Below are 26,259 nucleotides of genomic sequence, written 5' to 3'. Positions count from 1 at the left end.
GATATGACGAACAAGCAGACCGTCGCGTCGGCAGGCGAAGAGTGCATGGTGCGGATCGACGCCGCAGGCCTGCAACTGGTGCAGGAATTGCACCAGTTGACCGCCATCGTCGAGGCTGGCGTTTCCGCTGGCATGGCCCGGGCGCTGAAATCCAAGGAGATCGTGCACCGGGCTCATGAGCTTCCGGGCCGCGTGCGGGGCTTGCTGGCGGATGTGGTGTTTCTCCATCAGGATCTATCCCGCATTTGCGTTGCAAACGGCTGCGAGCTGCGCATTCCCACGGCGGTAGCCGGTGTAGCGCTCTCGGAGGCTGTCACGGGTGTTTCGTCTGTTGCGGTTTCGGCATATGCGACCACGGAAACGGCCACGGCAAGCCTCGTGACGGTGCAGGGCGGCGGGGACAGGTAGCCATGGGTTTCTGGCAGCACGTTCTTGCTCTGGCCGCCGGCGCTATATGGGCGGCCTGCTTTGGCCTCCCGCGCGGGCGGCGCTGGATCGAGGTGGCTGCTGCCAGCTTTGTGCTGTCGACGGCCTACGCCAGAACAGGTTGGTCGTCGGCGCCGATTTTTACGCTTTGCTGTGACGCGGCGGTGTGTCTTGCACTCTACGCCCGCGCGAATACGGCCTGGGAAATCGCAATTTTTAACGTATTCCGGCTCAGTTTGCTGCTGAGCCTGATATACTCCATGGGTGATCCGTTGGGGCAAATCGGTCTGCTGCAAGGGCAGTTCGATCATCGGATGTATGTGGTGGGGCTGGAGACATGCAACTGGCTAGTGCTCCTGATCATTGGCGGCAGATTAGGCCGCAAGGGGCTGGCCGATGGACTGGCTCCTAGTTATCCTCGCCTCGCTGCTTGTGTTCGCAATATTATCCCTGGGGGAGCCGCCAGGCGCAAACCGCCGTTCTGGGAAAGCAGCCAATGACCGAGTTGATGGCGAAAATCATTGGCGTGATCGGCGGGACGATGCTGGGCCTGATCTATAACCCGCCGCGCACCCGGCGCGGCGCCATGCAGCGATTTGCTGTTTCCGTAATTTTCGGTTCGGGCTGCGGGCATCTCGTGCTCTGGAAAATGTCGCTGCCCGAAACCGCGCAAAACTTGGCCTTTGGATATGGGGCTGCGGCATTCAGCGCATGGACGGCGCTTGGATTGGCGCGGGCGGTGTTGCAGAAGATTGCGGCGGCTCCTGAGAAGTGAACCGCTTTACTTCCACCCGGGTCGGCGTAGCATCGAGGCGCCCAGCCGATGATGCCAGACGGCACGAGGCTTACAGGATCCGGATCATCATGAAGGTCGCTCACGTCGCCTGATCGCCTTTGATCGTCAAGCCAAAGTAGCCACGAACCGCATCGCTTTCCATGGCCGCTCTGACCAGAACGGCTACAGGGCCGGGAATGTCACGGTCACCAGCCTCCCATTTACGGACGGTGCGTCCGCCTTGGGGGGCGTCTCAAAATGTGGAAAATGGTGCGACAAGCGATTTTAAATTCCCAAATGATTACAATGGGGCGACATTTGGTCCCACCATTGGACAAGGCCATGAAATATCTAGGGTTTCCCACTTCTGCAGGGGTCGCCAAACATATAGTTAAATACCTGATTTTATTTCAGCGGCGTGATTTCGCCGGTCTGGTTTGTCCCTGCGCTGACTGATCTGGGCATTTGGCTGCGTTTGATTTGGTCACCTTGGAAACGGCAAAAGATTTGTTCCCGTGAACAGTGTTAACTGAAAGGCCTTATTGCTCACATACGGGCGCAAGACTGCCGTATCGGAAGGTCTTCGATAGATGTTATCTGGGTAGGTTTGCGACCAACTCAGAAATTAGGTTCCGGTGGAGCTGATCGAAGCCTCGGCAGTTCGATGTGTGGCTCGGGCGACACCAACCATTCTTCCTTCAAAGGATTGTACACACCAGGAAGTTCGAAGTGTTCATGGATTTCGGTGAAGTCGCCATCGGTGGTCATGATGGGCGTGCCGTATGTGATCGCAATCGCGGCTATCATCAGGTCGTGGCTGACTCGCTGATGTTTCTGCTTAGGATCTGGGTACCAGAACCGTTTCAGTGCGGGTGTGGCCATCATTGCCGCGAAGATGTCCTCGGTATTGCGTCCCAGAGCCAGATAGACAAAGTCGGACTGTTCTATGTCTTCGATCACTTTTCTGACCCGAGCGACTGTAGCGGCATCTCTGGACATGAACAGTCCGCGCTTTATCTCGATGAGGATCGGGAAACATATGCATAAGCGGGCAAGACTGGAAACGTCTTCTAGCCATTGCCTTAACCCAACGGGCGGACGAATTTTAGCACGTGCGCTCAGGATGGTCGTGTCCAGGAGCAGCATTCGTTTGCTGGGGTAGTCGAACTGGTCGGGCTGGATTAGCATCCTCTACACAAAGATCAGTTTGCACCGACCGGAAGAAAACCGTATATTGAAACGGGCGTCAAAACATTAATAGCTCTGACCGGGCTACAAGGGCACTAACCGAATGAGCAATACATGGACTCGGCTGCAAGCGGAAACCGAACCCAGTGCATTGTTGGACGCCGCGAAGAAAACACCTCAGATCGTAGAAGACACCGATGGGCGCTTTATCCTGACCTATGATCGTGGAGTAAAGAGGCCGGTGAAGGAATGGGCAAATCTGCCCGGCACACTTGAGGATTCCGACGAGCTATAGCTGATTTTGTGCATTGGTTACTCTTCCCACCTCAGAGATTCGAGTGGCTAGCATCCGCAGGCATTTGACGTATTGAACACAGTTTCCCTCTTTTGGGCGGCGGTTGTGGGTTTTCGGAGTCTTAGCAATCCGATAGAGATTGGTCCAAGGCACTCTTACGGCATGCGGGAGCAAACTTCAGTGCTGAGGCACACCCCAGACCCCCTACCGCGCAGCCGCTTCTTTCACCGGCCTCCTTGCGGAAATGATTTCCCCTTTGCGCCTCCATCGCGGACATCCAGGCAGAGCTTGCCTTTGCCTGAAAGCAGACGATCTCCTCCAACGAGCCAGATGGCGGCCTCGCGCCTCCCACGGTGGCAAGCTCAAGACAGCCGGACCCTTCTTTTACGCAGAGACACGCTTCCCGCCAAGCGGGATCTTGTACGCCTCGGTGAGCGAAGCGAGTAGAGCCCAACGGGCGAAGCCGGATGCGCAAATTAATCAAGCTTTTTGACGTGCGCCCTTTTTCGGGCTTTTGCCTTGCGCCAATTCAGCAATTGTCCGGAGCCGTTTGGCAAAATCGTGGATGTCGTACTGGCCGAGTTTCGAGACGGCCTCTATTTGCGCGGCCGTCGGTTCGATGAAGCGAGCATTCAAGTGCTTGTCGAGAATCGCAACCATGAACGAGTGCCTGAACTTTCCATCCTCACCTGCTTCTTCACCGTATCGCTTCTTTTCCTGATAGTGGCGGAGCTTCACTAGGACGATAAGGGATCGATCGAGTTTGGTCAGGAGTTTGGAAAGAAATCCCCGGTCGCAATAGAGCGCGTGTCCGGCATGTCGATTTTCATTTTCGCCTTCGCCTTGCCAACCGCCCCACGCATCATATCGGAATGCCAGCGAACCATCCTTTGCTGACCATGCGTGCGACCACGGTTCGATGGCGGTAAGTTGGAATAGGGTGATGATGGATTGCGCTGGCCGATATGTCGATAGCGCAGAAGAAGCCCCGAACGGATCGCGCTCGTCTAGGTTTTCCGATCGCTGTATATGCGTAACCCACGGTTCACAGGGCTCCATGCCATCGCGACGGAAGCTCGGGTCGTCCTCATCTTCATATGATTCATGAAACGGAAGCCACATATGAAAAGGAGGAGACGTGGCAACGGCGAGAGCCGTCATATCGGCTCGTGCAGGACTAACGAGCCCAGACATAACGCTGCAATCCACACCGTCCGGTGAAGACCACGAAGCCTGCACGAGAACGCCCTCCGCCACGGGCTCGCCAAGACCAGCGAGCGCCGCGAGGAATGCCTTGTCGTTGATCGGCAGGTTGCGCTCGATCTCAGAACCGGTGCCGGTTTTCAGATCATTTAACGCCACCAAAGGATAGCGGCCGGTTCCGTCGGAAATCCAGTACCCGTCCCTACGTGTGATACGGTACTCTGAGAGCCAGTCCTGCCACGGGTCATCGTAGTAACTCTCGTCGGTGACCGGGCGTTCAGATAGCAGCCTCCCGCCGACAACTGCCAGAGCGTGCCACACGAGATACGTGCCGTGCGATTGGTAAGCTTCCTCGGTTGGTCGATAGTAGCCATGCCGGCTGTAGGGGCGTTGCCTGCCCGAAAAATCGCTCATCGAGGTCACATTCGGCGCCCATGTGTGAACCCACTCTCGGCACAGGTCGTTAATGCGCCATTTCGGGAGCCCAAAGACCCTGGCCAGATTGTCGATTTTGTATTTTTCGAAGTCGTAATCGACATAGAAATGAGGCTCTGGCTCCGGCGCATCTTTCGGACGTTCCCAAGGAAGATCTCGCACTTTGCTGCCCCGTGTTTTGGCAAGGGGAAACGGCGAAGTATTGATCTTGGCGATTTGAACCAGAAGCTTCTTGGCATCCGCACTGCGCGTACCCGCAAGACAATGTTGCAGAGCCTCGCGCGCGGCCTCGCGAAGCCCGACATGCGGGAAAGATTCATCCAATGCGATTGCCTTCAGATGGAGGCGGAACCGCGCTATCTCGCGCGGGAAGTCGAGGGCAATCCGGGCGATGGCCAACAGGAACCATAGCTGCGCATTCTGTTTAAAGAATGGAAGTGACCGATCCTGAAACGCTCCGGCATCGGGAGCTGCAAGCAATGAGAACATGCGCTCGATGATTCTCCATTGCCCGTTTCGCGCCACCGATCGTATCGCATGCGTGGCACGCCACCTCTCTTTGGTCACTGGCGAGCCAAGACCGAACCATAAAAGCCCGGCGGCGACCTCATCGGCGTCTGTGCTTGGGTGAAGTTCATTGCGCCACGGTCCATCGCCAATTTCATCGGCCAATCTGGCGGCACCGCTATCAAGTAATCGCTCGAGCGCGGAGCGCGGCGCCGAGGCATCGGCGCGTTTTGAAAGTAAGGTTGCGGTACTCAGCCACGTCATGGCGGCGGCATTTAGTTCTCGGGTCGTCGCCGTTTCAACCAAAGCGATAGCGAGCTCGTCCGTCGGCGTGCCCGTCACTTCTGACAGTTTGAAGAGGTCAGAAGCAAAGCCCCATTTCTTGCCGAGCAGCTCTTCCGCGTGGTCCCGAACTAGTCTCAAACCATACTCGGCAAGAGATGCCAGTCGGGTTGGCGAATCTTTCGCCCACTCGTCTTTAATTGCCTGCAAGATGGAATTCTTGTCCGACAAATCCAAGTTGCGCGCAGCCACGATCGCTTCCAGATGCTTCGTGCGATCGGCGTACGCGACGCGATCACGAAGCGTCTTGTAAGCTTGTGACCTGTTGAACGGCCCCTTGGAGAGTGTTTCCAGTTTTTCGACGAAGCTCTCGAACGATGCGGCATCAAGCGGATCCGCCTTTTCTAGCGCTTCTTGTAATGCGGCCTGCTGCTTGGCTTCTTCTTTCCTGCGAATGCTGTCCTGGTCGCCACGTACAGGTGATGATGACCGATTTTCAGTTTCGATTTTTCTCGGCAAGCGACCTCGCAGCTCGAACGATGTCAGGCGTTCGGTGAATGCCATGGCGACCTTCGGATGGGCGTCGAACGCTTTGCGAAGTTCGTAGAGATAGCGGCTGGACGACCTCCCCGGGGACGAATGCTCGTATTGATCAAGCACCTCATGCAGCATCGCATTGCTGGCACCCTGATCAAGCAGCGCCATGACGAGATCGTTCCATCCCCAATGCCACATAGGTTGCGGATCGACCAACCAAAGGAGTGATACCGCGACGTCTGGGCGCAAGGCGCCATCCTTGACGAGATGCGTCAGGGCAGAGGGCAGGGTCAGACTCAGATCAACCTTATCGCGGTCGTGCCAGCGAGCGATCTGCGCAAGGTAGGCTGGTCCCGAGACCCTCGAAAAGGCCTTCGCTGTCAGTGGCCAATGCCACTTGTGCGAATCATAGACGTTGATCTCGCATATCTTGGCCAGCCGAAGCGCTAGTGGCGGCGGCAAAGTTCCGTGGCGCAGGGTGGCGGCAAAATCCAACAACTCATAGGCGAAGTCGTAGTCTCCGGAGCCTATGGCGTCGAGCTCCTTCAGTCCGCGTTTGAAAATCAGCGCCGCTTCAAGGCGGTTCGCGCGCAGCAGCGCTCGCGACAACCGCGCGAATAACTGGCTGCGACGTTGAACGTCATCTTCACGTTCGATCAATCGCACAGCCAGAACCGCCAACTGGCCAGCTTTGGCGTGGCAATCTCGTCGCTCGGCCAGCCGCTTGATAAAATGAATGACAATCTCAGGCGCCAGTATTTGGCTGTTCTCCAGGCATACCGCCAACTGCGCAGCGGAATCAGGCGTGAGGAGGTCGAGTGCCGTGAACAGTTCGACTGCGCATCCTTTGTAGAGCGCGTTGGTGAACTGCACCTGCTCTTTCGGGATGTAAGAGCCGCGTTCAACTGCTGCAGACTGAGATGCTTTCCAAGCCCCGAAGAACGCGGAAGTAGCAACCTTCCTGTCGGAAAGTTTCACGGCCGAGATCATCGCCGTTAGATGCCTTACTAGGGCAAGCAAGGGCGTGACGCCACGGGAAATTCTGTCTGCTGCATGATGCCGTGCCGAAGACGACAGCGTGCTTTTCTTGCGCCGTTCTTCGATTTCAGGAGTCGTCTCATTTTTGGGTTTTGCCAGGTCCTTCAGACGCTCATTGAGCAGGTCTCGTTGTGCCTTCTCGGTCGAAGGTCGGGGGTCGTCTTCAACCAGTCCCCAGAGTTCCTGAGGCAGGCAATCGAAGAACTCAGCAGTCCGAGACTCACTTGCGCAACGAGCGGCGAGGCCCAACGCAAACGGAACAAGCTGTTCGATATGCCATTCCTCACCCAGCAACCAGATGTGATAACGGTCCGGTGCCGCGACTGACAATGTGCGGCCGAGTTCCCTTGCCATGCCGAGATTGGCCATACGGATGGCGCATCGCATCAACGCTTTGGTATAAGTATCTTTATGTCGCGTTTCCGCAAATTCCTCCGGCAGGTCTTTCGCAGTTTTCAGCTTCGCCGCAACTTTCTTCAACAGCGCTCGTGCTGTCGAGCGTGATGGAAAGTCGGGAAAGAAAGTGAGTGAAGCGGCGATTAATGCCGGGGGAGCGTTGGCGAAAGAAACAACTTGATTCAGGGTATCGCCGAATTTCGCCAAGTTCCCGAATGCTTCTGTCGCCGCGCAATGCTCAAACAAGCGACTTGCAATCAGGAACCCGTAATAGGGTTTCCAGCGAGCAATGTAGCGTGCCGCGTCTTTCGCACGGCCGTTGGCAAAGAGATAGAATGCGATCGAAGCATAGTCGTCATGGTCCGGCCCGCTATGCCTGCGTGTTTCCTCATCTTGATCATAGTGCCATCGGTGCCAGTCATCTGCCCTTACGGCATGCCCGAACGCCTCGGCCGTATCGCCGTCCGCGACATAGGCAGTGGCCAAACGCGCGTGGCGTGTACCGGGCCAGCCGGTGCGTGCCTCAAAAAGGCGGCGTAGTGCTTCCGGATCGCCGAGTCCGACCACAAGGTCGGGCTGCTCAAGTAAATAATCTTCACCACGCTCATCAACGATTACGAGCGAAGACAGTTCTACCAATAGATCGACCGTTGCGCTGAAGTCCCGATCCGTGGCTGCTGCCCCTACGGCTGTTCGCAGCCTGTTGAGGCGAATGGCTCGCTTAGCGAGATCGCTATCGAGTTCGGGCGGAAATCGCGCATCGAATGCCAAGGCGCGCAACAAGTCGGTTCTTCCCATCGCGAAGAGCAAGCCGGGAAGCGATCGGGCAGCATACACGGAGGAGGCCTGTGCGCTCGTCAGTCGCGTTATGACGCCGTCAAGAAGCGAGAGCTGCTGGCCATAGGCTTGTCGTATCAGCGTTTCGGTAGGCTCGTCGCGGAAAATGAGCCCGTGTCGCGTGCGTTCCAACAACGGGGAGAGGTCTGCGGCAAAGCTCTCTACCTCAGAGACAGAAATTCCAAATGCCGCTGCCATCTCATCGATGGGGACAGGTGGGGGAAGCACCGACAAGGCGCAGAGAAATGCTGAAATCTCCTGGCGAGTGCTGCCTTTGTCATCGGCCAGCCGGATCGCCTGTTCAATTCGCTGTCGGATTAGATCGTCGAGGTCGATGCCAGTAGTAGCGGTATCAACGTCGGCCAAAAGGCGATCGGGCTCAATGAGGTTCGCCATCACACGAGGATTACCGTTTGACCGACGGTGAATCGCCTCGATCTGCGTGGCCGTGGCCTCGGGACGACGCTCCTTGATAAAGGATCGGCTCTCCGAAACCGAGAACGGGGCAAGGGCGAAGTCGTTGCAGAGGCTTCTGCCGATAGCCAATGCACGTCGCTCGGAACGGGCCGTGGTGATGCACACAAGACCGTCGATAGGCGGGGATATGAGTGAAAGGCTCTCCAGCAGCATCTGCGGGAACGACGCTTGTCCGCGGTCGCGTGCCTCCATCGCGGCGTTATCTGCCGCATCGAGGATGAGAATCAAACGCGCCGTAGGTCGGACGCGACGCAGGACGTCTATCGCTTGGGCGAACCTATGGATGCTCCGCCTCACCACTTCGGTTGGGTCGGTGGCGCCGGGGAGGATCGGATCGCACAAGCCTCGACAAGCCAGCTCATTGACAATGTGCATCAGACCCCGTTCCGGGCGATGGCGTACATCCAGAGGTGAACGGTATGCGCCGCCGCCGAAGCAATCAAAAACCACTATTTCATCGGTCGCGCTTAGGCGGGATGCGACGCTCTGTACGAACACGGTCTTCCCGACGCCACCGGCGGCGTGAACGATCCACAAGGCCGAACTGTCCAAGCCATCGATGAACTGCTGCGACTGTTCACGTTCAACAATCGGGCCGGGTTCGGCAAAGGCCTGGGGAGTTGGGAGCAGGTCAGCTTCCTGGCCGATTTCCAGTTCAGCCAATACATCGATGTTGGTGATGAGGTTATTCTGCTGGCCGACATGACCGGCTTTGTTGCGCACAAGTTGCCTGAGTTCGCCGAGCCTCGCACGTGCCAGAGCATCGTTCGACGCTGACCAATCCGCTATGATCCTTGCGTTTCCCTTTTCGATGGCATTCAGATTACCGCCTTGGCCAACGAGAGACACCTTAGCTGCGAACGCCTTGCGTTGTTCCCCATCGAGGGGAATTACCGTCAAGAGTTGCTCATATTGAGCGCGAACCTTTTTTTTCGAAGGCACGGTTCCGGCCACCAAAGCGGAAATGGCTTCGATCAGTTCGGGACCGATGGGGCGGTTTGTGTAGATCGCGTAATAGACCTTGCCTGCCCAACTTCCCTGAACTGGCCTGGAGAGAAATGCCGCTTCCGATTTCGCGAACTTTCCAAACGTCTTGACTGCATCAGAGGCAAGGAACCTAGTAGTCTCTTTAGCGATCGAGTATTTGAATTGTGCAATTTCGATGCGAGTGGCATCGCCAAAATTTGGCGCAGGGCCGTAGTAAAACGTGGCATCCGCGATCTCGATGGTGGCTTGGCTGGCACCTTTCTGATCTTCTACAGAAAGCCCCTCCACTGCGATGCCGCAAAGTTCGTCGCGCGGCAACAGTAATCCGAGCGCGCGCCTTGCCAGCCATGCTTCGTGGTATTGGTGTCCATCACGCGAAGCGCGCACCTTGTCGATGATATTATCTGCCATAGGTCCCCGTGTCCGCAGTCTTTCCGAGACGCAGGACGAGGTCGATTCCACAGCCGAAGATGATTCGAGTCAATCAACTATCAGTCAGAGTTGTATGGCGCGCGTCACCTAGTGTGGCGTACCCCGCACACCCCAAGCACCAGCTCCGTTGGCACATCTTGTGCCTTTGTCTCAGAATCGACGCTGTGATGCTGACCCTGCCAGTGGTGAAGATCCGAGAGACGCAAAACCGTCTACTTTACAGGCTTTCGGGCTCATAGCTGCCAGTCGGCTCACGGCCCCCTTCCTGAAATGATTTCCGCTTTGCGCACCATGTCGGGCTTGAAGTCGGTAGAGGTGTAACGTCTTCGTACTGAGGTGGACGGTTCCTCTAAAGAGCCGATACCGGATTTTTACAGGCTTGAAACGAATTGGAATTGACTTTTTTGAATTTGTTCTTATTTTGTTCGCCATGATTACGATCCGGCACATAGCACGAATAGGTTGAACGGAAAGCCGCCCGAGCGGCAACCGGCTTCTATTTTTGTTATTCCAGGACGATCATGATGAGCTATTCGCACATCGATATCCGGGCCGCGCTCAATGCCGCCTATGAACAAGCTTCAAAGCAGATTTTTTATCCAAGGAGCACAGTTCGTTGCTCCGCCGATCCCATGTTCCGCTCGCGCCTCGCTCGAGATCTTGGATGCATCCTTGACGTTGACCCGAATGTCATCGCGTGGCTCTGCCTCCCGCTGCAGTTCGACACGGAACTCGGACCACATGTGCCGGACTTCTTTGTCGAATACGAGGGAGGCTTAAAATTTTGCCTGGATGCGGTTGAAAAGCTAGAGCTCCCCAAAATCAGAGAAGGGGCCGCCCTTGCCGGTCATCGCTATCGCGGCGTGTCGCGTGCCGAAATTCAGGCTGGCTATCGTTTGGCGAACGCGCGCGACATGCTGCGTTACGCAAGGACGAGGACACCGCTTAACGATCGCCTGAGACTGCTTTCTATTCTGGAGGAGGTCGGCTCGATGACAATCGCGGAGTCGTTCGGAGTGTTCCGGGAGGTGCAGCCGATGACCGGCGTCTCCTGGATGGTCCTGCATAGACTGATCGCGGTCGAACTCGACGATGCGATGCTGTGCCCAGAGACGGTCATTCGTCGGTTTCAGCGGTGAGGGGGCGGTCATGGATCTTCGAACAATCGGTCGCCGAACGGTAACGCTTGAACGCTTAACTTACGGGATCGCACTGAGAAAGGCTCTTAGGCTTAGTGGAATGTTCATCCCGAACGTATCGCAGCGGCAAGTCGTGGCCGTTCTTCGCCTGCCAGTTGGATCAAGAGTGGAGGAATATGAGGCTGCTGCCGCAATCCTACTCGCCGGCATTCCAGAACTCGCGAAAGCCGTAGTGACCGGACCAAAGATCAGTAGACGCCGCCAACTCGAGGTCGAGGGAATTTCAAACATGTTCCGGCGGGCATCTGTCCTGGTGATTCTGTGGCCCTACGATTATGACGTTCCCAGCAACGTCGCGGCTGCATGCGACCGGATCGTTGATGTCGATGCAGTGCGACCGGCACACCTCATTGCGGCCGCCAAATCGCTTTCAGGGCAGGTCATTGATCTAGCCGATGCAAAGAAGATGTTGGAATATCCGATCTCCCTTATGTTCTCGGCGTTCCGACCTGGAAGGTCAGCAGCAGACGTGGTTCAGAGGCTTGCCGAGACAACAGCACAAACGTCCGTACCTACCGGGCCAACGCTGAAAAATATGGTCGGCTATGGAGAGGCCCAATCCTGGGGCCTGTCACTAGCCAAAGACCTGCATGACTGGAGGAACGGAACCCTTCAATGGACCGACGTCGACCGAGGCCTTCTTTTGAGCGGGGCGCCTGGGACTGGCAAGACAACCTTCGCGGCGGCCTTGGCTCGTACGTGTGAAGCGAGTTTGATCGCAACATCGGTCGCGCGTTGGCAATCATCGGGGTATCTTAGCGACGTTCTCTCTGCCATGCGTCGCAGCTTTTCCGATGCGATCGCCGCGAGACCGACTATTTTGTTCGTAGATGAGATCGACGGCATTAGCGACCGCAGCCGCCTTTTCGGCAATGAACATGAGACATACTGGAATCAGGTCATCAATCTCTTTTTGGAGCTTATCGACGGTTCGGAACGCCAAGAAGGGGTCGTTATCGTCGGAGCGACCAATCACCCTGACCGTATTGATCCTGCCTTGAGACGGGCGGGACGGCTGGATCGACACATCGAGATTCCATTGCCCGATCCCAACGCGAGACGTGAACTCGCAAGAACATATTTCGGAAGCGGCTTATCTGAAGGAGACCTTGATCAGATTGCTGCGGCGACGGCGGGCTTCACGGGTGCCGATTTCGAAAGGGCCGGTCGCGATGCCCGACGCGCTGCGCGCCGCGGTAACGGCATCATCTCTGTCCAAGAAGTATTGGGCGCCTTACCGCAGCCTAAATTGATTGTCGGACAAGAGCGGCGGATGGTGGCTATTCATGAAGCAGGTCACGCCGTTGTCGGTGCCCACCTTGGGGTTGGTGTCCTGCAGGTGGTTGCGGTTCCATGGGAAGTGAGGCCGCCGCAGCCTCTCGGTGCCGCAATCTTCCAGATTGATCAGCGTAGCTTCTGGCATCGGCAACAGTTCCTTGATCATATCGCTATGACACTCGCCGGTCGGGCCGCCGAAGAGGAAATTCTTGGTCACGCTTATGAAGGCGCCGGCGCGGCCGAGAGCTCTGATCTTCACGTAGCAACCGACGTCGCAACCGTACTGGAACTTCAACTTGGGATGGGTGAGGGAATTGCGCATTATAACTTGCGAACGATTGCCCAGCGTGACGCCCTTCGCTGCAAAAATCCTGAAGTCGCCGAACGTGTAGAGCGGGTGCTTTTTAGGGAGATGGCGCGAAGCCGAGAAATCATCAGAAGATTTCGACCATCTGTCGAGCAGATCGCGGACGTTCTGGTCGAGGAGGCGTCTGTCACGGGTGAGGACGTCCGGCGTATTCTGAAGGAGGCATCGCGATGACACCGGAATACACAGCCGATGATGCCGACTGGAGGCTTGTCGTGCGTAGTGTGAAAGTTCGTGGTACGCCCGATGGACGAACGCTTGTGAAAAAAGCAATCGTTCAGGCCAGCGGAATTCCGCTTCGCGTCCGCGAAGCGCGGCGACAACTCCTCATCTTGACGACGTCAGCCTCCCGAGGTCGGCCCACAATGATCGAGGGGGAGTGCGGGTTGATCTGTATGATTGCCCTCGATGATCTGGTGGACATCGTTGTCGAGAGGGGGCCGACGCTTGCGCAGGTGATGGATGCATCAGCTCTAGGCCCTAGGAAGCCCGGACGTGGACAGACGGAGGTGTGACGATGGAACGAATAGCTATCTCAGAAAGTGATCGGCGATAATCGGATTCACTTGAAGTTGAACTCACGCGATCTTTCACTGATATTTACTGCACTCGGCTTAGCGGTTCGGTTGCATCTCTCTCATGGAAGTGCCGACTAATACTTGTGACCGATCATTTCGTGCGCGCCATCCGGCCCGGTCGAGAAACGACAATGGCCGCCTCGACGCCTTTGATCCGTTCGAGGCCGGCCTGCAGTTCGTGGTGTTGCTCGGAGTGCGAGGAGTCGTCCCATACGAACGCGACGATGCGATCGTATGGGATCGATGAGCTAAGATAAAGCGAGGCGTCGGCGGCTACTTCCTCAATGACCTTTGCGAAGTCCGATTGCGAGCCGCCCCGCATGAACTTGACCTCGATCAGCGTCCGGATCGAAGGAACGGCAAGATCGACGCGCGGGCGTTTGTGGCCCACCGACGGAAGATTTTCCTCGTCTTCGAGGTCGGGAAATATCGGGGCTAGGATTGTCCAAAGCAGCGACTGGACATGATACTCGTTTTCGATGTGCCACGTTGCGATCTTGGAACGCGGAGTGCGCGGCGCGCTTTCGAAGGCCCAGTGCTTCATTGCTCTTGGAACGCCTCGGAGAGCGAGACGCAGATCGGTCAGGCCTGGTGAAGCGATTCGAACATGTGTGCTTAGCGCGACGACGCCGTCGAATGCGGCCAGCCTTGTCGCAAGCCGATCGATGCCGACGCCCGGCCCGAAAGGAAGTTGCGATGCGGTGTCCCAAGCACTGGCGACGACCTCGTCCGTAACCGTCCCGAAACCACGCAGGGCCAGAGCGAATGCAAGGTCCGCAGGTTCGGCGACAAGTTGACCGGCCCCCAGCACATGGTTGGCCGCGGAAATCAAACCGAGGTTCCACGCGGCGTCACCGACTTCCCTTGCGGACCTCGCAAGCAGCTCGACAAGCCAGGTACTGTCAGGCAGCTCTCTGGCCGCAAAAGCGATGCCGAGCAGCGCGATGCCATCGATTTCCACGCGAAGCGGTCGTCCCGCGCTAAAGAATCGCCTTCCGGAAAAGTGAGCGAGTTCTCTGCGCAGAAGGTCTTCCTGCTCTTGGTTGAGAAGATTGGCGGCCTTGCCATATCCAAGAGCAGCGAGCTGATCTGGCAGCAAGTTCTGGTCGGGTGTCGACGAAGCCTTGGACACGTTGTCTCGTAGCGCCGCGTCATCGTCCCGGATCCAGTGACTGAAGGCCTCCACATGGATGGCGCCCTCGCTTTCGGCAAGGATTCGCACCAGTTCCTGGCGTATGGTTGCCAGACCAATCATCACAGAAACCATGGCTTATGGCCAATGGCCCCGAACGTCACTGCGTCCGGATCCCATCCTTTTACGGAGGCGAGGCCCGCGAGCCTGTCTGCAATGAGGTCAGAATAGCGGATCGTGATCGGGAACGGTTCGGGAGAGAGCATTCGCCAGGAGTGGGCGGAGAAAGCAAAAGCTTGGCGCGCGAGATAGGTCATATCCTTGAAGGTCGACTTGGGATGAAGCTTTAGGAGCGCAGGACGGGGCATTCCATCCGTCACCTGCTTCAGTTCCGATGCGCCGGCAAACACGACCAAGGATTCGGCGTCGCTCAGACGAATATGAAGCTGACGGGCAGGGCCAAGAACTCCCTTCTTGCCCCCGCGGGCCGCGATACCCATTTGATCGTGATCGAAGATCAGGAACGGGTGATCGGGGGCGATATGGAGAAAGGCCGCCTTGACGTCGCCGAGACCCAGATCGGTCGTGAGGGCTTCGATCGCCTCCACCTCCGAATCCTTGAATGGCTTGAACGAATGAAAGACGAGCCTGACCTTGTCGCTGCTTCTCCAGTTGTCTTCCGCGCGAACGGCCTCGATGGTTTTCCTGAGCGTCTTCCTGAGCTCCTGAGGATACTGTTCGAAAGGTACCGCTGCGGTACGGTCGCTCAGCAGATAGCTGCCATCACTGGAGAAGACGGTCGTGATTCCGACATGCCGCATCTGCGAGCCAAGCCGGCTTTCTGATGACGTGCTCGATCCCAGGCCGATGACCAGCTCGTGCGCCACCGTCTGGCTCGACGCAAGAAGCCATGGAGTTCCGCCGAGTTTCGCATACGTCGCCAGGCTCAGGTGGTTCATTGGAAACACGAGGTCGTTGTCGCTGAGCGACATCGTTTCCAGTCGGACGCTTTGCACTGGGACGTCGCGCCGAAGAAAGATCGACTTCGTCGTGTAGTAAGGGTTGGATCCGTCGGCGAGCGACTTGAATTCTTCTTCGATCTGGACGATCGCGAGATCCCACTCGAAGCCGCTGTCGCGGGCCTTGTCGAGCGCTTCGCGACTGGCTACGGCATAGGCCTCGTCGGAGTTGCCATCGGCAAGGAAGAAATGGACCTCGGGCTTGTTAAGGCGAAAGCGCTTGACGAAGCCGTCTCCGTAGCGCGCGAAGCTCTTGCCCGGTTGGAACACCTTCGGCATGCCGTTCAGGAATTTTGCCAGGAACTCATCGACCCGGCCTTCGAGTCTCGACTGGCACACCACTGCGATCTTCAAGCTCTTCGGACTGAAAACCTGCTCGTCGTACGGGCCGTGGTCCTTCAATCCCTTCTCGGGCCAGTCCTCTCTGCGGCTCCCGCTCGGATCAAACAGAAGGAACGGCTTGTCCATCGTCTCGCCCGGCGGAAAAATGTGGCCGTTCGTGTTGAGCATAGCATCGATGACGAAATGACAGCCGGGAACCGCGGCCGGCTTCTTCTCCCGCAGATACCTGATGATGCCGTCGATATGCTCCAGCTTGCCCGGTCCCGCTGCGAGGTTTTGCGACGCCCGTGCCGACCGCTCGAGAACTCTCTCGGCGTCGCGCTTCAGGACCTGGCGGACGCAGTCCTCGAAGTTCTCCTTGCGAGGTTCGAGAAAAGCCTCGTTTGCAGCCACCTTTTCGAAACCAGCCTCGCAGTCGTCAAGTAGGAGGTCGTCCCCTTGAATGCTCCGGACGCGGCCAATCAGCTTGCGCTTCGGCATCGTCCGCTCGTCGATCGCCGGCTGCTCGATCTGCACATAGCGCCCCAAGATGGTGACGCCGAACTTCAACAACTCGGAGCACGTAGCTAGGATGAAGGACTTGGCGCGAACGTCGCATACGATGCCGTAGATCTGCTTTCCGTCTACGGTGATGTGCCGGGTGTGGATCTCCGTCACGGACACTCGACGCAGCCACTCGGGAAGGTCCGGGTGCTCGATCAGCGGGCTGCGGGCTCCCAGAAACTTCAGCGGCTTGCTGGACTGGATTGGGCGTTTTCCCAGGAGCTGGATTAGAGATTCCTGTAGGAGCATCGGCCAAAGTCGCTGGTAACGCCGAAGGTCGATCGTCTCACGGAGGTTTCCGAGCGGTGCGGCGTCGGGAACGACCGGAATGTCGATCATGCTGTCAGGTCCGTCACGGCGGAAAACATGCGTACCTCGGAAGTCCGACCTTAGCTCCGCCAGCCGCTGCTCATCGTACCTCTGCCGACCGATCAGAACGCTGCAGTCGCCTTGCACCGAGATCGGAGCTAAATTTACTGTGAGATTCATCGTGTTTGCCAAGTGAATCGTACCTTCCAAGGTGAATATATAGAGGCGACCGGCGTCCGCAACTGGAACTACTTCCGATTGCGTTGTTATCCCGCGAAATCGCGCCGTTCTTAAGTTGTAAGCACCATTTCGCGAGCGATCTTCGTTCAGCAAAATTCCGATGCGCCTAGCCGGACAAAGAGCGTCTCCAACGCCAATTGCAGCTCCCTCTGGACCCTAGACGGTTTCGATCTCGCGATGATCGAACGCGGGCTCCAAGCTCGGCGCTTCCACCGGAACCCTCCCGCTGCGACTTTCGTCCGACCAGAGCAGCGCTTCCATGTCCAACTCGACACGTTCGAGCGCAGCATAGAGGGCACGCGCGACAGCGGCGATGCGGGCGGCAGACGCACCTTCTTCCAGCCGAATGGTGACAGACCAGACGATGATCTCGGGACGGCTGGCTTTCTTGATAGGCGGTTCCGAAACAGGCGGTTCGACGATTACCGCTGCGAACTCCACCGCATCCTCAGGTGCAGGCAGAATAAGCTTGCCCTGCTGCACCATCGTCCGCCAAGTCGACAGACGGTTCGCCCGCAATCCAAAGCGTTCGGCGACCTCATTCACCTTCGCACCAGGCCGAAGATTTTCCGATACGATCTGCGCCTTGACCTTATCAGGCCAATGTCCGTGGCTCTCACGTCCAGACTTCCTGGTTGTGAGAAACTCCAATGTAGTCTCCATGGAGAAACTCCGGTTGCTTTCAATGGAAAGCCGATCACAGATCAGGGCGGCGAGGACAACGTGGGAGCGGGACACCGGTTACGAGGCAACTGCAATCACTCGCAGTGCTTCGGCGCCTTTAGCGTCTTCACCATCCTGTCGATGATCGGGGTCCGTACCGCTTCTGCTGCCGGGCCGGGTACTCGAGCGTGAAGTTGCCCATCGCGTCGTCGCATAAGGCGATCTGACGCATGTAGATGATGCGGTCGCCCTTCGTGCCGGAGAAACTCGCCCATGACGCTGCGCGCTTCCCGTAGGTGAGCTTCCAGCCATCGTCGATCTGGAACTTCTTGCGAAGATCGCTCTCTTCGGAGAAGCCGCCCTCTGTAATGTTGTTCCCCCAGACCGAAAGCTTCGTTTGACCGTCCGTACTCTCGAGGCGGATGCCGTCGCCGTTCTCCGGCACAAGGATTGTCCTGAAGCCGGCCGGGAGGTCGACGCTATATCCGAAGCGGCCGTTGGTGTAAGGCTTCCAGTCTGCAGCGGTTACCATCGGCGCCGCAAGCAAGGCCGCTAAGAAGATGATGTGCCGGCGGCGCATATTAATCCCTTCGCGCTTCGGACGGCAGTCGTCGGTAGTAACATAACCTTATCTATCGATGCCATCCACTCGGATGCCCATATTGCGCCGGCATCTTTTAACGCCCACCCTTCAAGGACGCATGGAGGGAAGTTTTCAACATGATGGACGAAGACACAGATAGGGCCTTGAAGCGACGAATCGTACGTTTGCAGCAGTGTTGTGACATGGGTCTCCCATCGGCCTTGAAGAGGTATTTGGCGGAAACTCGATCTCAATTTCCACTGGCCGTAGAACTCGATCAATTCGACCGAGCCTTGGACGCGATGGAGCTGCTTGAGCTTGATCATGGGCCTGGTGCCGCTTTGCACCTAGAGCACCCTGGGATCATCGAGCTGATGAACTTCAAACGCACTCCCATCACGCCAGAAATGGTGGGAAACACGCAAAAGTTGAACTCATCCTATTTGTCGTAGCGATCCAGCGGTTCCGGGAGCTCGAAATTTGCCTCGACCGCGGCGAGCACGTTCCGGAACACCGTCGTGTGCCACAGGCCGTCTATCATGGCTTCAACGCGATATAGGAACCCGTCATCATCGAGGATAACGTCGAGCGTACGAAGACCAATCCGTTCGTCGAAGTTGGTCGCAATCAGCTCTAGATCATCTTCTAGTTTTAGAGAGAGGTGATCTTCAAGGGTTTTCAATTCAGCAAGAATCTTGTCAAGACCGTCCCTGTTTAGGCCCGACAATACGCCACCAAATGGCGTGATTGCCCAATATATGACGTCGTCGTCCGTCTTGATGCTTTCTCCAAGCACACTGCTCAAATAGAATCTCACTCGACCAAATACGGAGACGACCGCAAGTATCTCGCTTCTCATTCTGTTTCACTTTCATATTTTGCTTCTGTCAGAGTTCGGCAGAACCATCGATCGGATGAACGTGCGTCAGCTTGAGCCTTTGAAAAGACCTGATGTGGCCCTAGAGCGCCCCGCCAGTCGACATCCGACCGCTTCAGCGCCGACAGCATCGCCTGCGTCGCCGCCTGCACGAAGGCGTTTCGATCTGGTCGGCTCCAAGGCGACCCGCCACCGACGAACTCCCATGTACCCGAGAATAAGCGAACAAACATCTACCGATTGCCGTCAAATTTGCCCAAAATTGTGGTTAGGTCGATGACCTTCCATCCCTGCGCTTGCGCTGCCGGCGCGACTGCCGCCGAATGCGATTTCCGCAGCGCAAGGCCAAGCAACTCGCGCGGCCTGGTCACATCCACGAAGACGTTCGTCGCGGCCGTTAGTCCTACACCCGTAAATGGCTGGTCAGTAACGCCAAAGGCACGGGGAAGGACCGTGGTCAGATCGATGCACTGCTGGTCTGCTCCGCTGCCTTTCCATACCTCGCTCTCGACGACGAGAATTCCGTCGACACTCTTGCCCTTGACCGAGTGGATCGATCCCAGCCGCAATGTAAGTTCGTCGAACTGCACCTGTTTCGTGGAGCGGCGTTCGGGGTCGGTGGGATCGGCCTTTTGTTCGGCGACGAAACCGCAAAAGTCCGCGATTTCCGCTTCAGCGCCCTGAGGATGCGGACTGAAGAGCGGCAACAACTGTTCCATGAACACCAACCATGCCGCCTGATCCCACACGGCATCGCCGGCAAGCACATGGTCCCGTAAAACTCGCCGTACTGCGCGCGGCAAAGCGAGGGCGCGACGCGATAGTGCCGCCCAAACATTGTGCGCAGTGATCGGACGATCATTCGCCGCTTTCCACCCATGGGCACGCGCCAAACCGGCAATGCCGACCGCGAGCATCTCGCTGACCTCCGCGGGAGGGCGTGCTGCGGCATGGTGCACCGCAGCCTTCTGAAGCTGTCGGCAAAGGAGGTTGGCCTGCCCGCGAGAACCACCCTCGCTGCGATATGCTGGATGATAGTCGACGAGACTCTTCGGCTGCCACGCCCCCTTCTTGCCGGGCAGATCGTGACGCGATGCGACCGCCCAGACATCGCGCCTGCTGCAATCGTCGCCCCATAGCGCGCGCGCTTCTTCAGCGAAGGCTCCGAGAACCCCGCCGATCTTACCCTGGTCGAACAGAAACATCACCCTCGACGCGGGCCGTATGCCCAAGCCTACAATCGTCTGAGCCTGGCGAGCAGTCAGCCGGCTTGCAAAACCAGCGATCTCTCCACCGAACCTGCGGCTCGTATCGAGAGGGATACAACCGGGGCCCGGTGTCCAATAGGCTGGCGCCGTTCCATCATCCTCATAGAGCGTCTGATTGCTGTCCCCGAGGAGTTGGAATGCTGCCCCGTCTTGCTTGAAGACGTGCTCCAGCAGCCGGAGTTGTTCGCCATGGGTGTCCTGCGCCTCATCAAGAATGATGAGCGGGAAACGATCGCGAAGCCGCTCGGCGAGAGCCGGGTTTTCACTGAGAGGGCGCCACGCGAGCGCGGTCATGTCAGCGTATCGATAGAGCCCGCTCTTGACCATCGAAGCCTTGAGCTGGGCCAATGCTTTCCCGCACGACGTTTCGGCGCCGTGTTGCCCCTTTCTCCGGCGCACAGCCAACGATGAAGGGGATATCGCGTCGTCCGCGAAGGCAGGATCGAGATCCAGTGGGTGCAGAAATCAACACGCCAAGCTCTTCTGTCGGTGACGCCGTCGCGATGTTTTTTCCAAAAGGAAAGGCCGACCTGAAGCCAACGATCAAAAATGTGAGATCGATCTATCCATGGATGTGTGCGTTTCCATCTCGTTCACAGATGTATCCAGACATGGAAACCGTGTTCCACACTGATCGCCGTCTGTGTGGCACAAACGCTCGGATCCCATCGCTAGCCTTCGTCTCAAACGTGAGACGCTGACTCCGACGCCGAACCGTTCGACCGAAGCTTTGTGCTCCAGCAAGTCGCAGCGACCACACCGTGCGCACACGATCTCGATTAGGCTTGGCACTCACATTAGGGTCGGCCTGCCGGACGCCAGGGCGCGGGCCGCCACTCTGCGCGGCCATCTCGCCGATGGCGTAACCGACAATGAGCTCGACGCGGCAGCGCGGGAATGCGACGGGGTCACCGGTGCCGATCTTGCTCACGCTGCAAAGGGCGCGCGCCGTCGCGGCGACGAGCCGAGCATTGACGATCTGCGCGCGAACCTACCGCCGGTTAGCCCGATCGAAGGAGAGCTGCGCGAGCGGATCGCCGTCCGTGAGGCGGGACATGCCGCGGCCGGGCTTGCATTGGACGTCGGTACACTGACGGGCGTCGTCGTAAGGAAAGGCTTTAGTCAGGACTCAGGCGTCGGCGGTGGAACCGTGTTCGAGCAGAACAAGCGGCTCCTCTCCAGTAGGTATTTCCTCGACCAGATTGCTATGAACCTAGGTGGAATGGCCGCAGAGATCGTAATCTACGGCGAGCACCTCGATGGTTCCGGCGGCGGCGCCGGAAGCGATCTGCACAACGCGGCGGACCTCGCTACGATCATCCGAGCGGCGCTGGAGCGCCGCTGAACCGCGGCTTCCATCCCGACGCGGCGGCACCGCCGCGTCCAGGTCACGGTCGATCCGGAACTCTATAGACGACGCCACGCCGTCGAGAACTTCTTCTGCAGGCTGAAGGACTTCATGCGCGTCGCTACGCGACGCGACAAGACCGCCCAAAGCTACATGGGATTCGTTCATCTCGCCGCGGCCATGATCTGTCTGCGTCAACAGAATGAACTTTGTCCTTAGACCCTAGCGAAAGTCAGGCGTGGGAGCGGTCTACCCGTTTGCTTAATGGTCGATAGTCGGGATAGAACCTCGTGTGTGTACTGGCGGATATTTGGATTCGGGATCGGGATAACGACAAAAAGTTATGTGTACGCACGCGTTTCAACGCCGCGTGCACGCTCACGGAGCCGGCAATTCTGAGAATAGACGCGTTGGTAGAGCGAGGAATGATGAGTGTGGCCGACAAAGATGCGGTCCAGGCGATGACCGACGCCGGGAACGCGTCGGCTCATCGCGGCTACGAACCCAGCTTCGAGCAGTTGATGCACATCGTCGATGTAGTCGCAGGTTTCATCAAACGGCAATTCTACTATCACGAGATTGCCCAATCTCTGCTGTTGGCTACACCTGCGGGGCAGGGTGAATCCGATTCGAGGTATGGTAGATGACATTTGCGGATGTTGCCGGCGACACCGGCCGGCAGGCCGTGGAAAGCCTTCGGGGCTACATTTACCAGATTTATGCGAGCGCATTAGCCTGGGCTTCGCTTCAGGACGACGCCGTTCTGCATCTTGAGGTCGCCGAAGACTATTCGGTGGCCGTGCACGATCTTTTGAACGCTCGCCAAGTCAAGGCAACCGGCGAGGCCATCACTCTCAACACCGCAAGTGTCGCGCAAACGATCGACGCACTGTTCGATCTACAGGATCGAAATCCAGGCAGGATCGTGAACATCCAGTATCTCACAACCTCAGAGGTCGGGCTCGAAAGACGCCTTGAAGACCGTATAAACGGCACGTCGGGACTTGCATATTGGCATCTAGCCGCTCTTGGCGCGGCTCCAGAACCGCTGCGCCAGCGGCTTTTATCACTGCAAATTTCCGATCGTGCCAAGACCTTCATAAGGGGGGCGTCCGATGAAGAACTCCGTCTGGGCCTTTTCTCACGGATCGAATGGCGGTGCGGAGAGCCCAGCTTGGATGGCCTCCGGGAACAACTCGAGGACCTCATTGTCGCGTGGTGCGATCGGCGAAACCAGAGTTCGAGCAGCGCCCGATCGATAGTCTCCAGAATGCTACAGCGCGTTTTGGAGGTCATCGTCTCAAAAGACCGGGCGCTCCGTCGTGCCGACCTCGTTCGTCTGTTTGATGACACCACCACTGTCTCGGTACCGAGGGAGATTTTCGATCAAAAGCTGGCGGCACTCTCCGGGATCAGTCGTCGGGTAGAGGCGAGCGCGGCGACCGAGCCTCTGTCCCCGCTTAGCGTATCCGAACTAGCTCCTCGTCGTGACCTGGTCAAAGCCTGTCAGAACGCGCTCGCCGAATTCGGGGTGGCCTGGCTTCATGCCGGCGCCGGATATGGGAAGACGACGATTGCATCGATGGTAGCGGCTGATGGATTGGCGGACTGGCAGGTTGCCCGGTTTAGAGGGCTCGACGCGGCCCAGACTTCGCAACAGCTTCGTCGTGCCGCCGCGGACGCTCGCCTCTCCGACGCCGCTGCGTTGATGCTCGACGACGTCGAAAATCTGGGAGCTCCTGAGGTCCGCCGGGCTATCGAGCTACTTTGGTCGGGGCGAAGTTCAAGCGGACTGAAACTGTTGTTTACATCATCTCAGGCTCCGCCCGCTTCCCTACGGCGAAACCTTCAACTGGCGGACGCGGCGGTGAAAGAGATCACGTCCTTCTCAATCGAAGAGGTGGAGGAGCTGGTCGCCATCCACGAAGGTCATCAATCGGCATTCGGTCGATACGTATACTATGGTGCCGGCGGCGGGCATCCCCAACTTGTTCATGCGCTCATACTCGGCCTGAAGCGAAAAGGGTGGCCCAATACGGATCTGGCAACGCTTCCCGCTATTATGGGACAAGACGAGGACATCGAGGCGGAGCGTGCAGACGTTCGTCAACGGCTTTTCGCAGAGCTTCCTCAAGACGACCTGGTGCTACTTAGCCGTCTGACGCTGGTCGTCGGAGACTTCAACGGCGAACTTGCTAGAACGTTGGGCGAATTGGAGGTTCCGGTTTCGCTGCCTGGACGCGCTCTGGAGCGCCTTCTCGGGCCGTGGATCGACGTCGTCGGCAACGATCGGTACCGTCCATCTTCGCTCGTAACCAATCTCGGACCGGCTGCTCTCGGCCCCGATGCGGCCAAAGCCGCGCACTCCGCCATCGCTAGATTCAGAACCAAGGGACCAGGTCTCGAAGCATTAGAGATGGACGGCGCTCTTCTGAATGCGATGGCCGGCGAAGAGAGGGGCGCTATCGAAGCGATATTTGCGGCGGTCGTTACGACTGGGGCCGCGGAATTGCCTATGCTTGCGACCGCCCTTCCACTTTTGCAATCTTTTTCCCTGACGCGGCCGATCTTCCCAACGAGCGCGGAACTTTCCTGCAAGCTCCGCATGATGCAGGTGCTGCTCCTCGCAGCAAGCGGTTCAGCACGAGCCCCGGAAGCGTACGCGGCGTTCGACGTCGAGGCGGAATCGTTTCCCGAGGCGCGAAGATTTGTCGAAGGTCTGCTCGGCAAACTCTTGCTGATAGCAGGCTCGTTCGACTTGTTTCCGGGAATGATCGGACGATTGTCGAAAGCACGGAAGGAAGGGTTTGCGGCCGAAAAAGCCTACGACGCCCCGGAAACTCCAAGGCTAATCGACGGGCTTCAAATGATGTTCGGCTGGCAGTTTTCGACGGTAAAGAATATCGAAACGCTGGATAGGCTGCTCGACGAGCTGTCCGCGATATCAGCAGAGGAGAGGGACTTCTGGCTTTCTTCGTTCGATCATCCTGCCCTAGATCGAGCGCTCGCGCTTAAAAAGCCCTGGACGACAGTTGTCGCCGCCGGCGGGTCCGCCACGACGGAGATGGCCCAACGCTACGAGGCGCTGGCGACTAAGGCGCTATCGCTCGGCGATGACGAGATGGCCGCGGCCGCATGGGAGACCGCGGCGGTAATCTACGACGAGGATCTTAAAGATTCTGAGAGGGCCCTCGACGTCATCGAAATTGCCAAACAGCAGACAAGTGGACAGACGTGGAGACTAGACAGGGCCAAGTCCAGGATACTCTTTCATCTTAAAAGGTACGCCGAGCAGATTGAGGTCGGCGAACTCCTGATCTCTTCGCCCAGCGCAAGCAATGTCGAGATGGCTTATTTTCTTCGCGAGCTAGGTATAGGCGCGGCCGAACTCGGACGACATCCGACCGACGCATCTTTTTTCGAGCGAGCGGGAGAACAGGCGAGGGCGGCGGAGATGCCCGACATGACCCTGATGGCGATCGGACTAAGCGTAGATGAGGCGATCGCCCGATATCGAGGCGGCGAAAAAGAAAAGCCGGTCATGCTCCTCCGCGACGCGTTGTTCGCACTGGAGGACGCCCCTTCCGAAGGAAGCTTGAGAAATTTTGCTCTCAAGGTTTTCGTTCCACATACGATCTCCTGGCTGAACTCGAAGGTTCGCGGTGAGGCCGGCATAGTCGATGCTGCCGTGCCGCCTGGTATGAACAGCAATCCCAATCCAGACAGCCAGGTAGGTGATTTGCGCCGTGGTGACATAGACCTCGTGTGGCTTATCCTCGAAGGTGTCGAAAGACTATTTGGTATCGACGCTGGGATCGGATCGATGCTGACGTCGAGCAGGTGGGATGAACGGATTCCGACTGTCGTGGACGCAGCTCTGCTGGAAGGGGAGTTTGAATCGACATTGAAATCCCTTGAAACGGCATCGTTTGATGAGAAGTTGATCGACTTTGTCGCCGCGCGCGCATGGAAAATCAGTGCCGACGATGGCGGTGAGCTCGACCTTGTGAATGTTGCTCGAGGCCGCGTGCCTAGACTCGACGAGCAAGAACTCCTCGGCTGGCGGTCGGTAATCTCCAAGGTCACGCTGGTGTTCGTCACGATGCTTGTCATGCGAGATCGGCTTGAAGAGGCTGACGCGGTCCTAACCCAGGCGAACGCGCATTTGCCAATCATTGACGAGCAGGAACTCGAGGCTTTTCGTAGTGGCACCATATCGGCCTCAGAAGAGCATGCCTACTGGGGCGCCATGGGCGCCATACGTAACATGACCATGTCCGGTACGCCGATGGTGCCACTCGAATTGTATATCTCCTGTTATCGACTGGTGGAGCTCGCGCCATTCGATCCGTCTGGCACGTTGCTGGCGCTCTCTCTGCCCTGGATTGCGGAGGCCTGGAGCAAGGTCGTGGCGCAAAGAGGTTTTCAACTCGCAAATCCCAAGGCTGCAATGCGGTCTATCGACGGTTTCCTTAAGTCGAATGCCTCGGCCGGATCGAGAATTGGACGTCTGCTTCTGGATCTCTTATCCGGTGTTCGTGTCCCGCTCAGCGGCGAGATTGTCATCCAGCTCCGAGCAATGGCTGGCCAGGACTGAGGGAAGACGTAAGCATCCGGTGAAGGCCGCGGTTCAGGCCGCTTGAGCACTTAGCGTCTTGGGTTTCCAATTCCAGGGAAGCAATTGCTCCAGCCTGCTGA

At 57.6% G+C, this 26,259-nt stretch carries 17 protein-coding genes; 9 read left to right on the top strand and 8 right to left on the bottom strand.

The features are described 5' to 3' along the window. Positions 1-3: 3 nt before the first annotated feature. Genes T424_RS0114985 through T424_RS0114975 form a run of 3 tightly spaced genes read left to right on the top strand, consistent with a single transcriptional unit; the run spans position 4 to position 1,201 of the window. Positions 4-408, top strand: coding sequence for a hypothetical protein (locus T424_RS0114985; RefSeq protein ID WP_154664942.1), 405 nt, complete (start codon positions 4-6; stop codon positions 406-408). Between the two features lie 2 nt (positions 409-410). Continuing rightward, positions 411-926: a hypothetical protein gene (locus tag T424_RS0114980; protein ID WP_027488454.1), complete on the top strand. Its 516-nt coding sequence runs from the start codon at positions 411-413 to the stop codon at positions 924-926. Beyond that, complete coding sequence (locus tag T424_RS0114975) at positions 923-1,201, top strand: DUF6107 family protein (RefSeq protein WP_027488453.1); 279 nt, start codon at positions 923-925, stop codon at positions 1,199-1,201. Before T424_RS0114980 ends, T424_RS0114975 begins: the two co-directional genes overlap by 4 nt. Before the next feature lie 618 nt (positions 1,202-1,819). Here the strand turns inward: T424_RS0114975 and T424_RS0114970 are convergent. Continuing rightward, the gene (locus tag T424_RS0114970) at positions 1,820-2,347 is read right to left on the bottom strand and encodes a type II toxin-antitoxin system VapC family toxin (RefSeq protein ID WP_161712591.1); all 528 of its coding nucleotides are present in this window, start codon (positions 2,345-2,347) and stop codon (positions 1,820-1,822) included. 145 nt (positions 2,348-2,492) lie between these two features. Here T424_RS0114970 and T424_RS22625 point away from each other — a divergent pair, with 145 nt between their 5' ends. Next, on the top strand, positions 2,493-2,684 hold the full coding sequence (locus T424_RS22625; protein WP_154664940.1) for a hypothetical protein: 192 nt from the start codon (positions 2,493-2,495) through the stop codon (positions 2,682-2,684). 480 nt (positions 2,685-3,164) lie between these two features. Here T424_RS22625 and T424_RS0114960 read toward each other — a convergent pair whose 3' ends face one another. Then, positions 3,165-9,794: a hypothetical protein gene (locus T424_RS0114960; protein ID WP_027488451.1), complete on the bottom strand. Its 6,630-nt coding sequence runs from the start codon at positions 9,792-9,794 to the stop codon at positions 3,165-3,167. 542 nt (positions 9,795-10,336) lie between these two features. Between T424_RS0114960 and T424_RS0114955 the strand changes: the two genes are divergently transcribed. Together T424_RS0114955 and T424_RS0114950 are read left to right on the top strand one after the other, a co-directional pair. After that, a complete protein-coding gene (locus T424_RS0114955) occupies positions 10,337-10,954 on the top strand; it encodes a hypothetical protein (protein WP_051559028.1) in 618 nt (205 codons plus the stop codon). A 10-nt stretch (positions 10,955-10,964) separates the two neighbouring features. Further along, complete coding sequence (locus tag T424_RS0114950; RefSeq protein ID WP_027488449.1) at positions 10,965-12,833, top strand: AAA family ATPase; 1,869 nt, start codon at positions 10,965-10,967, stop codon at positions 12,831-12,833. 495 nt (positions 12,834-13,328) lie between these two features. Here T424_RS0114950 and T424_RS21825 read toward each other — a convergent pair whose 3' ends face one another. The 6 genes from T424_RS21825 to T424_RS0114910 form a co-directional block, all read right to left on the bottom strand. After that, complete coding sequence (locus T424_RS21825; protein WP_051559025.1) at positions 13,329-14,504, bottom strand: PD-(D/E)XK nuclease domain-containing protein; 1,176 nt, start codon at positions 14,502-14,504, stop codon at positions 13,329-13,331. Then, positions 14,492-16,612: an argonaute/piwi family protein gene (locus T424_RS21820; protein ID WP_245269580.1), complete on the bottom strand. Its 2,121-nt coding sequence runs from the start codon at positions 16,610-16,612 to the stop codon at positions 14,492-14,494. The genes T424_RS21825 and T424_RS21820 overlap by 13 nt, the downstream gene beginning before the upstream one ends. A gap of 366 nt (positions 16,613-16,978) precedes the next feature. Further along, on the bottom strand, positions 16,979-17,485 hold the full coding sequence (locus T424_RS22620) for a transposase (protein ID WP_154664939.1): 507 nt from the start codon (positions 17,483-17,485) through the stop codon (positions 16,979-16,981). A gap of 127 nt (positions 17,486-17,612) precedes the next feature. Next, entirely contained in the window at positions 17,613-18,065 is a 453-nt protein-coding gene (locus tag T424_RS21145) for a hypothetical protein (protein ID WP_245269578.1), read from the bottom strand. Positions 18,066-18,507: 442 nt separating this feature from the next. Next, complete coding sequence (locus T424_RS0114915; protein WP_154664938.1) at positions 18,508-18,873, bottom strand: hypothetical protein; 366 nt, start codon at positions 18,871-18,873, stop codon at positions 18,508-18,510. 305 nt (positions 18,874-19,178) lie between these two features. Next, on the bottom strand, positions 19,179-20,612 hold the full coding sequence (locus tag T424_RS0114910; protein WP_269076447.1) for a UvrD-helicase domain-containing protein: 1,434 nt from the start codon (positions 20,610-20,612) through the stop codon (positions 19,179-19,181). 244 nt (positions 20,613-20,856) lie between these two features. On the opposite strand from T424_RS0114910, the gene T424_RS0114905 reads away from it, so the two are divergent. The 3 genes from T424_RS0114905 to T424_RS0114895 all read left to right on the top strand — a co-directional run bounded on the left by T424_RS0114905 (position 20,857) and on the right by T424_RS0114895 (position 26,158). After that, entirely contained in the window at positions 20,857-21,558 is a 702-nt protein-coding gene (locus T424_RS0114905; RefSeq protein ID WP_027488443.1) for an ATP-dependent metallopeptidase FtsH/Yme1/Tma family protein, read from the top strand. Between the two features lie 293 nt (positions 21,559-21,851). Continuing rightward, on the top strand, positions 21,852-22,208 hold the full coding sequence (locus T424_RS23195; RefSeq protein ID WP_330217734.1) for a DUF4145 domain-containing protein: 357 nt from the start codon (positions 21,852-21,854) through the stop codon (positions 22,206-22,208). Next, positions 22,205-26,158: a hypothetical protein gene (locus T424_RS0114895; protein WP_027488442.1), complete on the top strand. Its 3,954-nt coding sequence runs from the start codon at positions 22,205-22,207 to the stop codon at positions 26,156-26,158. Before T424_RS23195 ends, T424_RS0114895 begins: the two co-directional genes overlap by 4 nt. Positions 26,159-26,259: the final 101 nt, after the last annotated feature.

This window comes from Allorhizobium undicola ORS 992 = ATCC 700741 (genome assembly GCF_000621665.1).
Classification (GTDB): domain Bacteria; phylum Pseudomonadota; class Alphaproteobacteria; order Rhizobiales; family Rhizobiaceae; genus Allorhizobium; species Allorhizobium undicola.
This window is presented reverse-complemented; position numbering and strand designations above follow the sequence as displayed.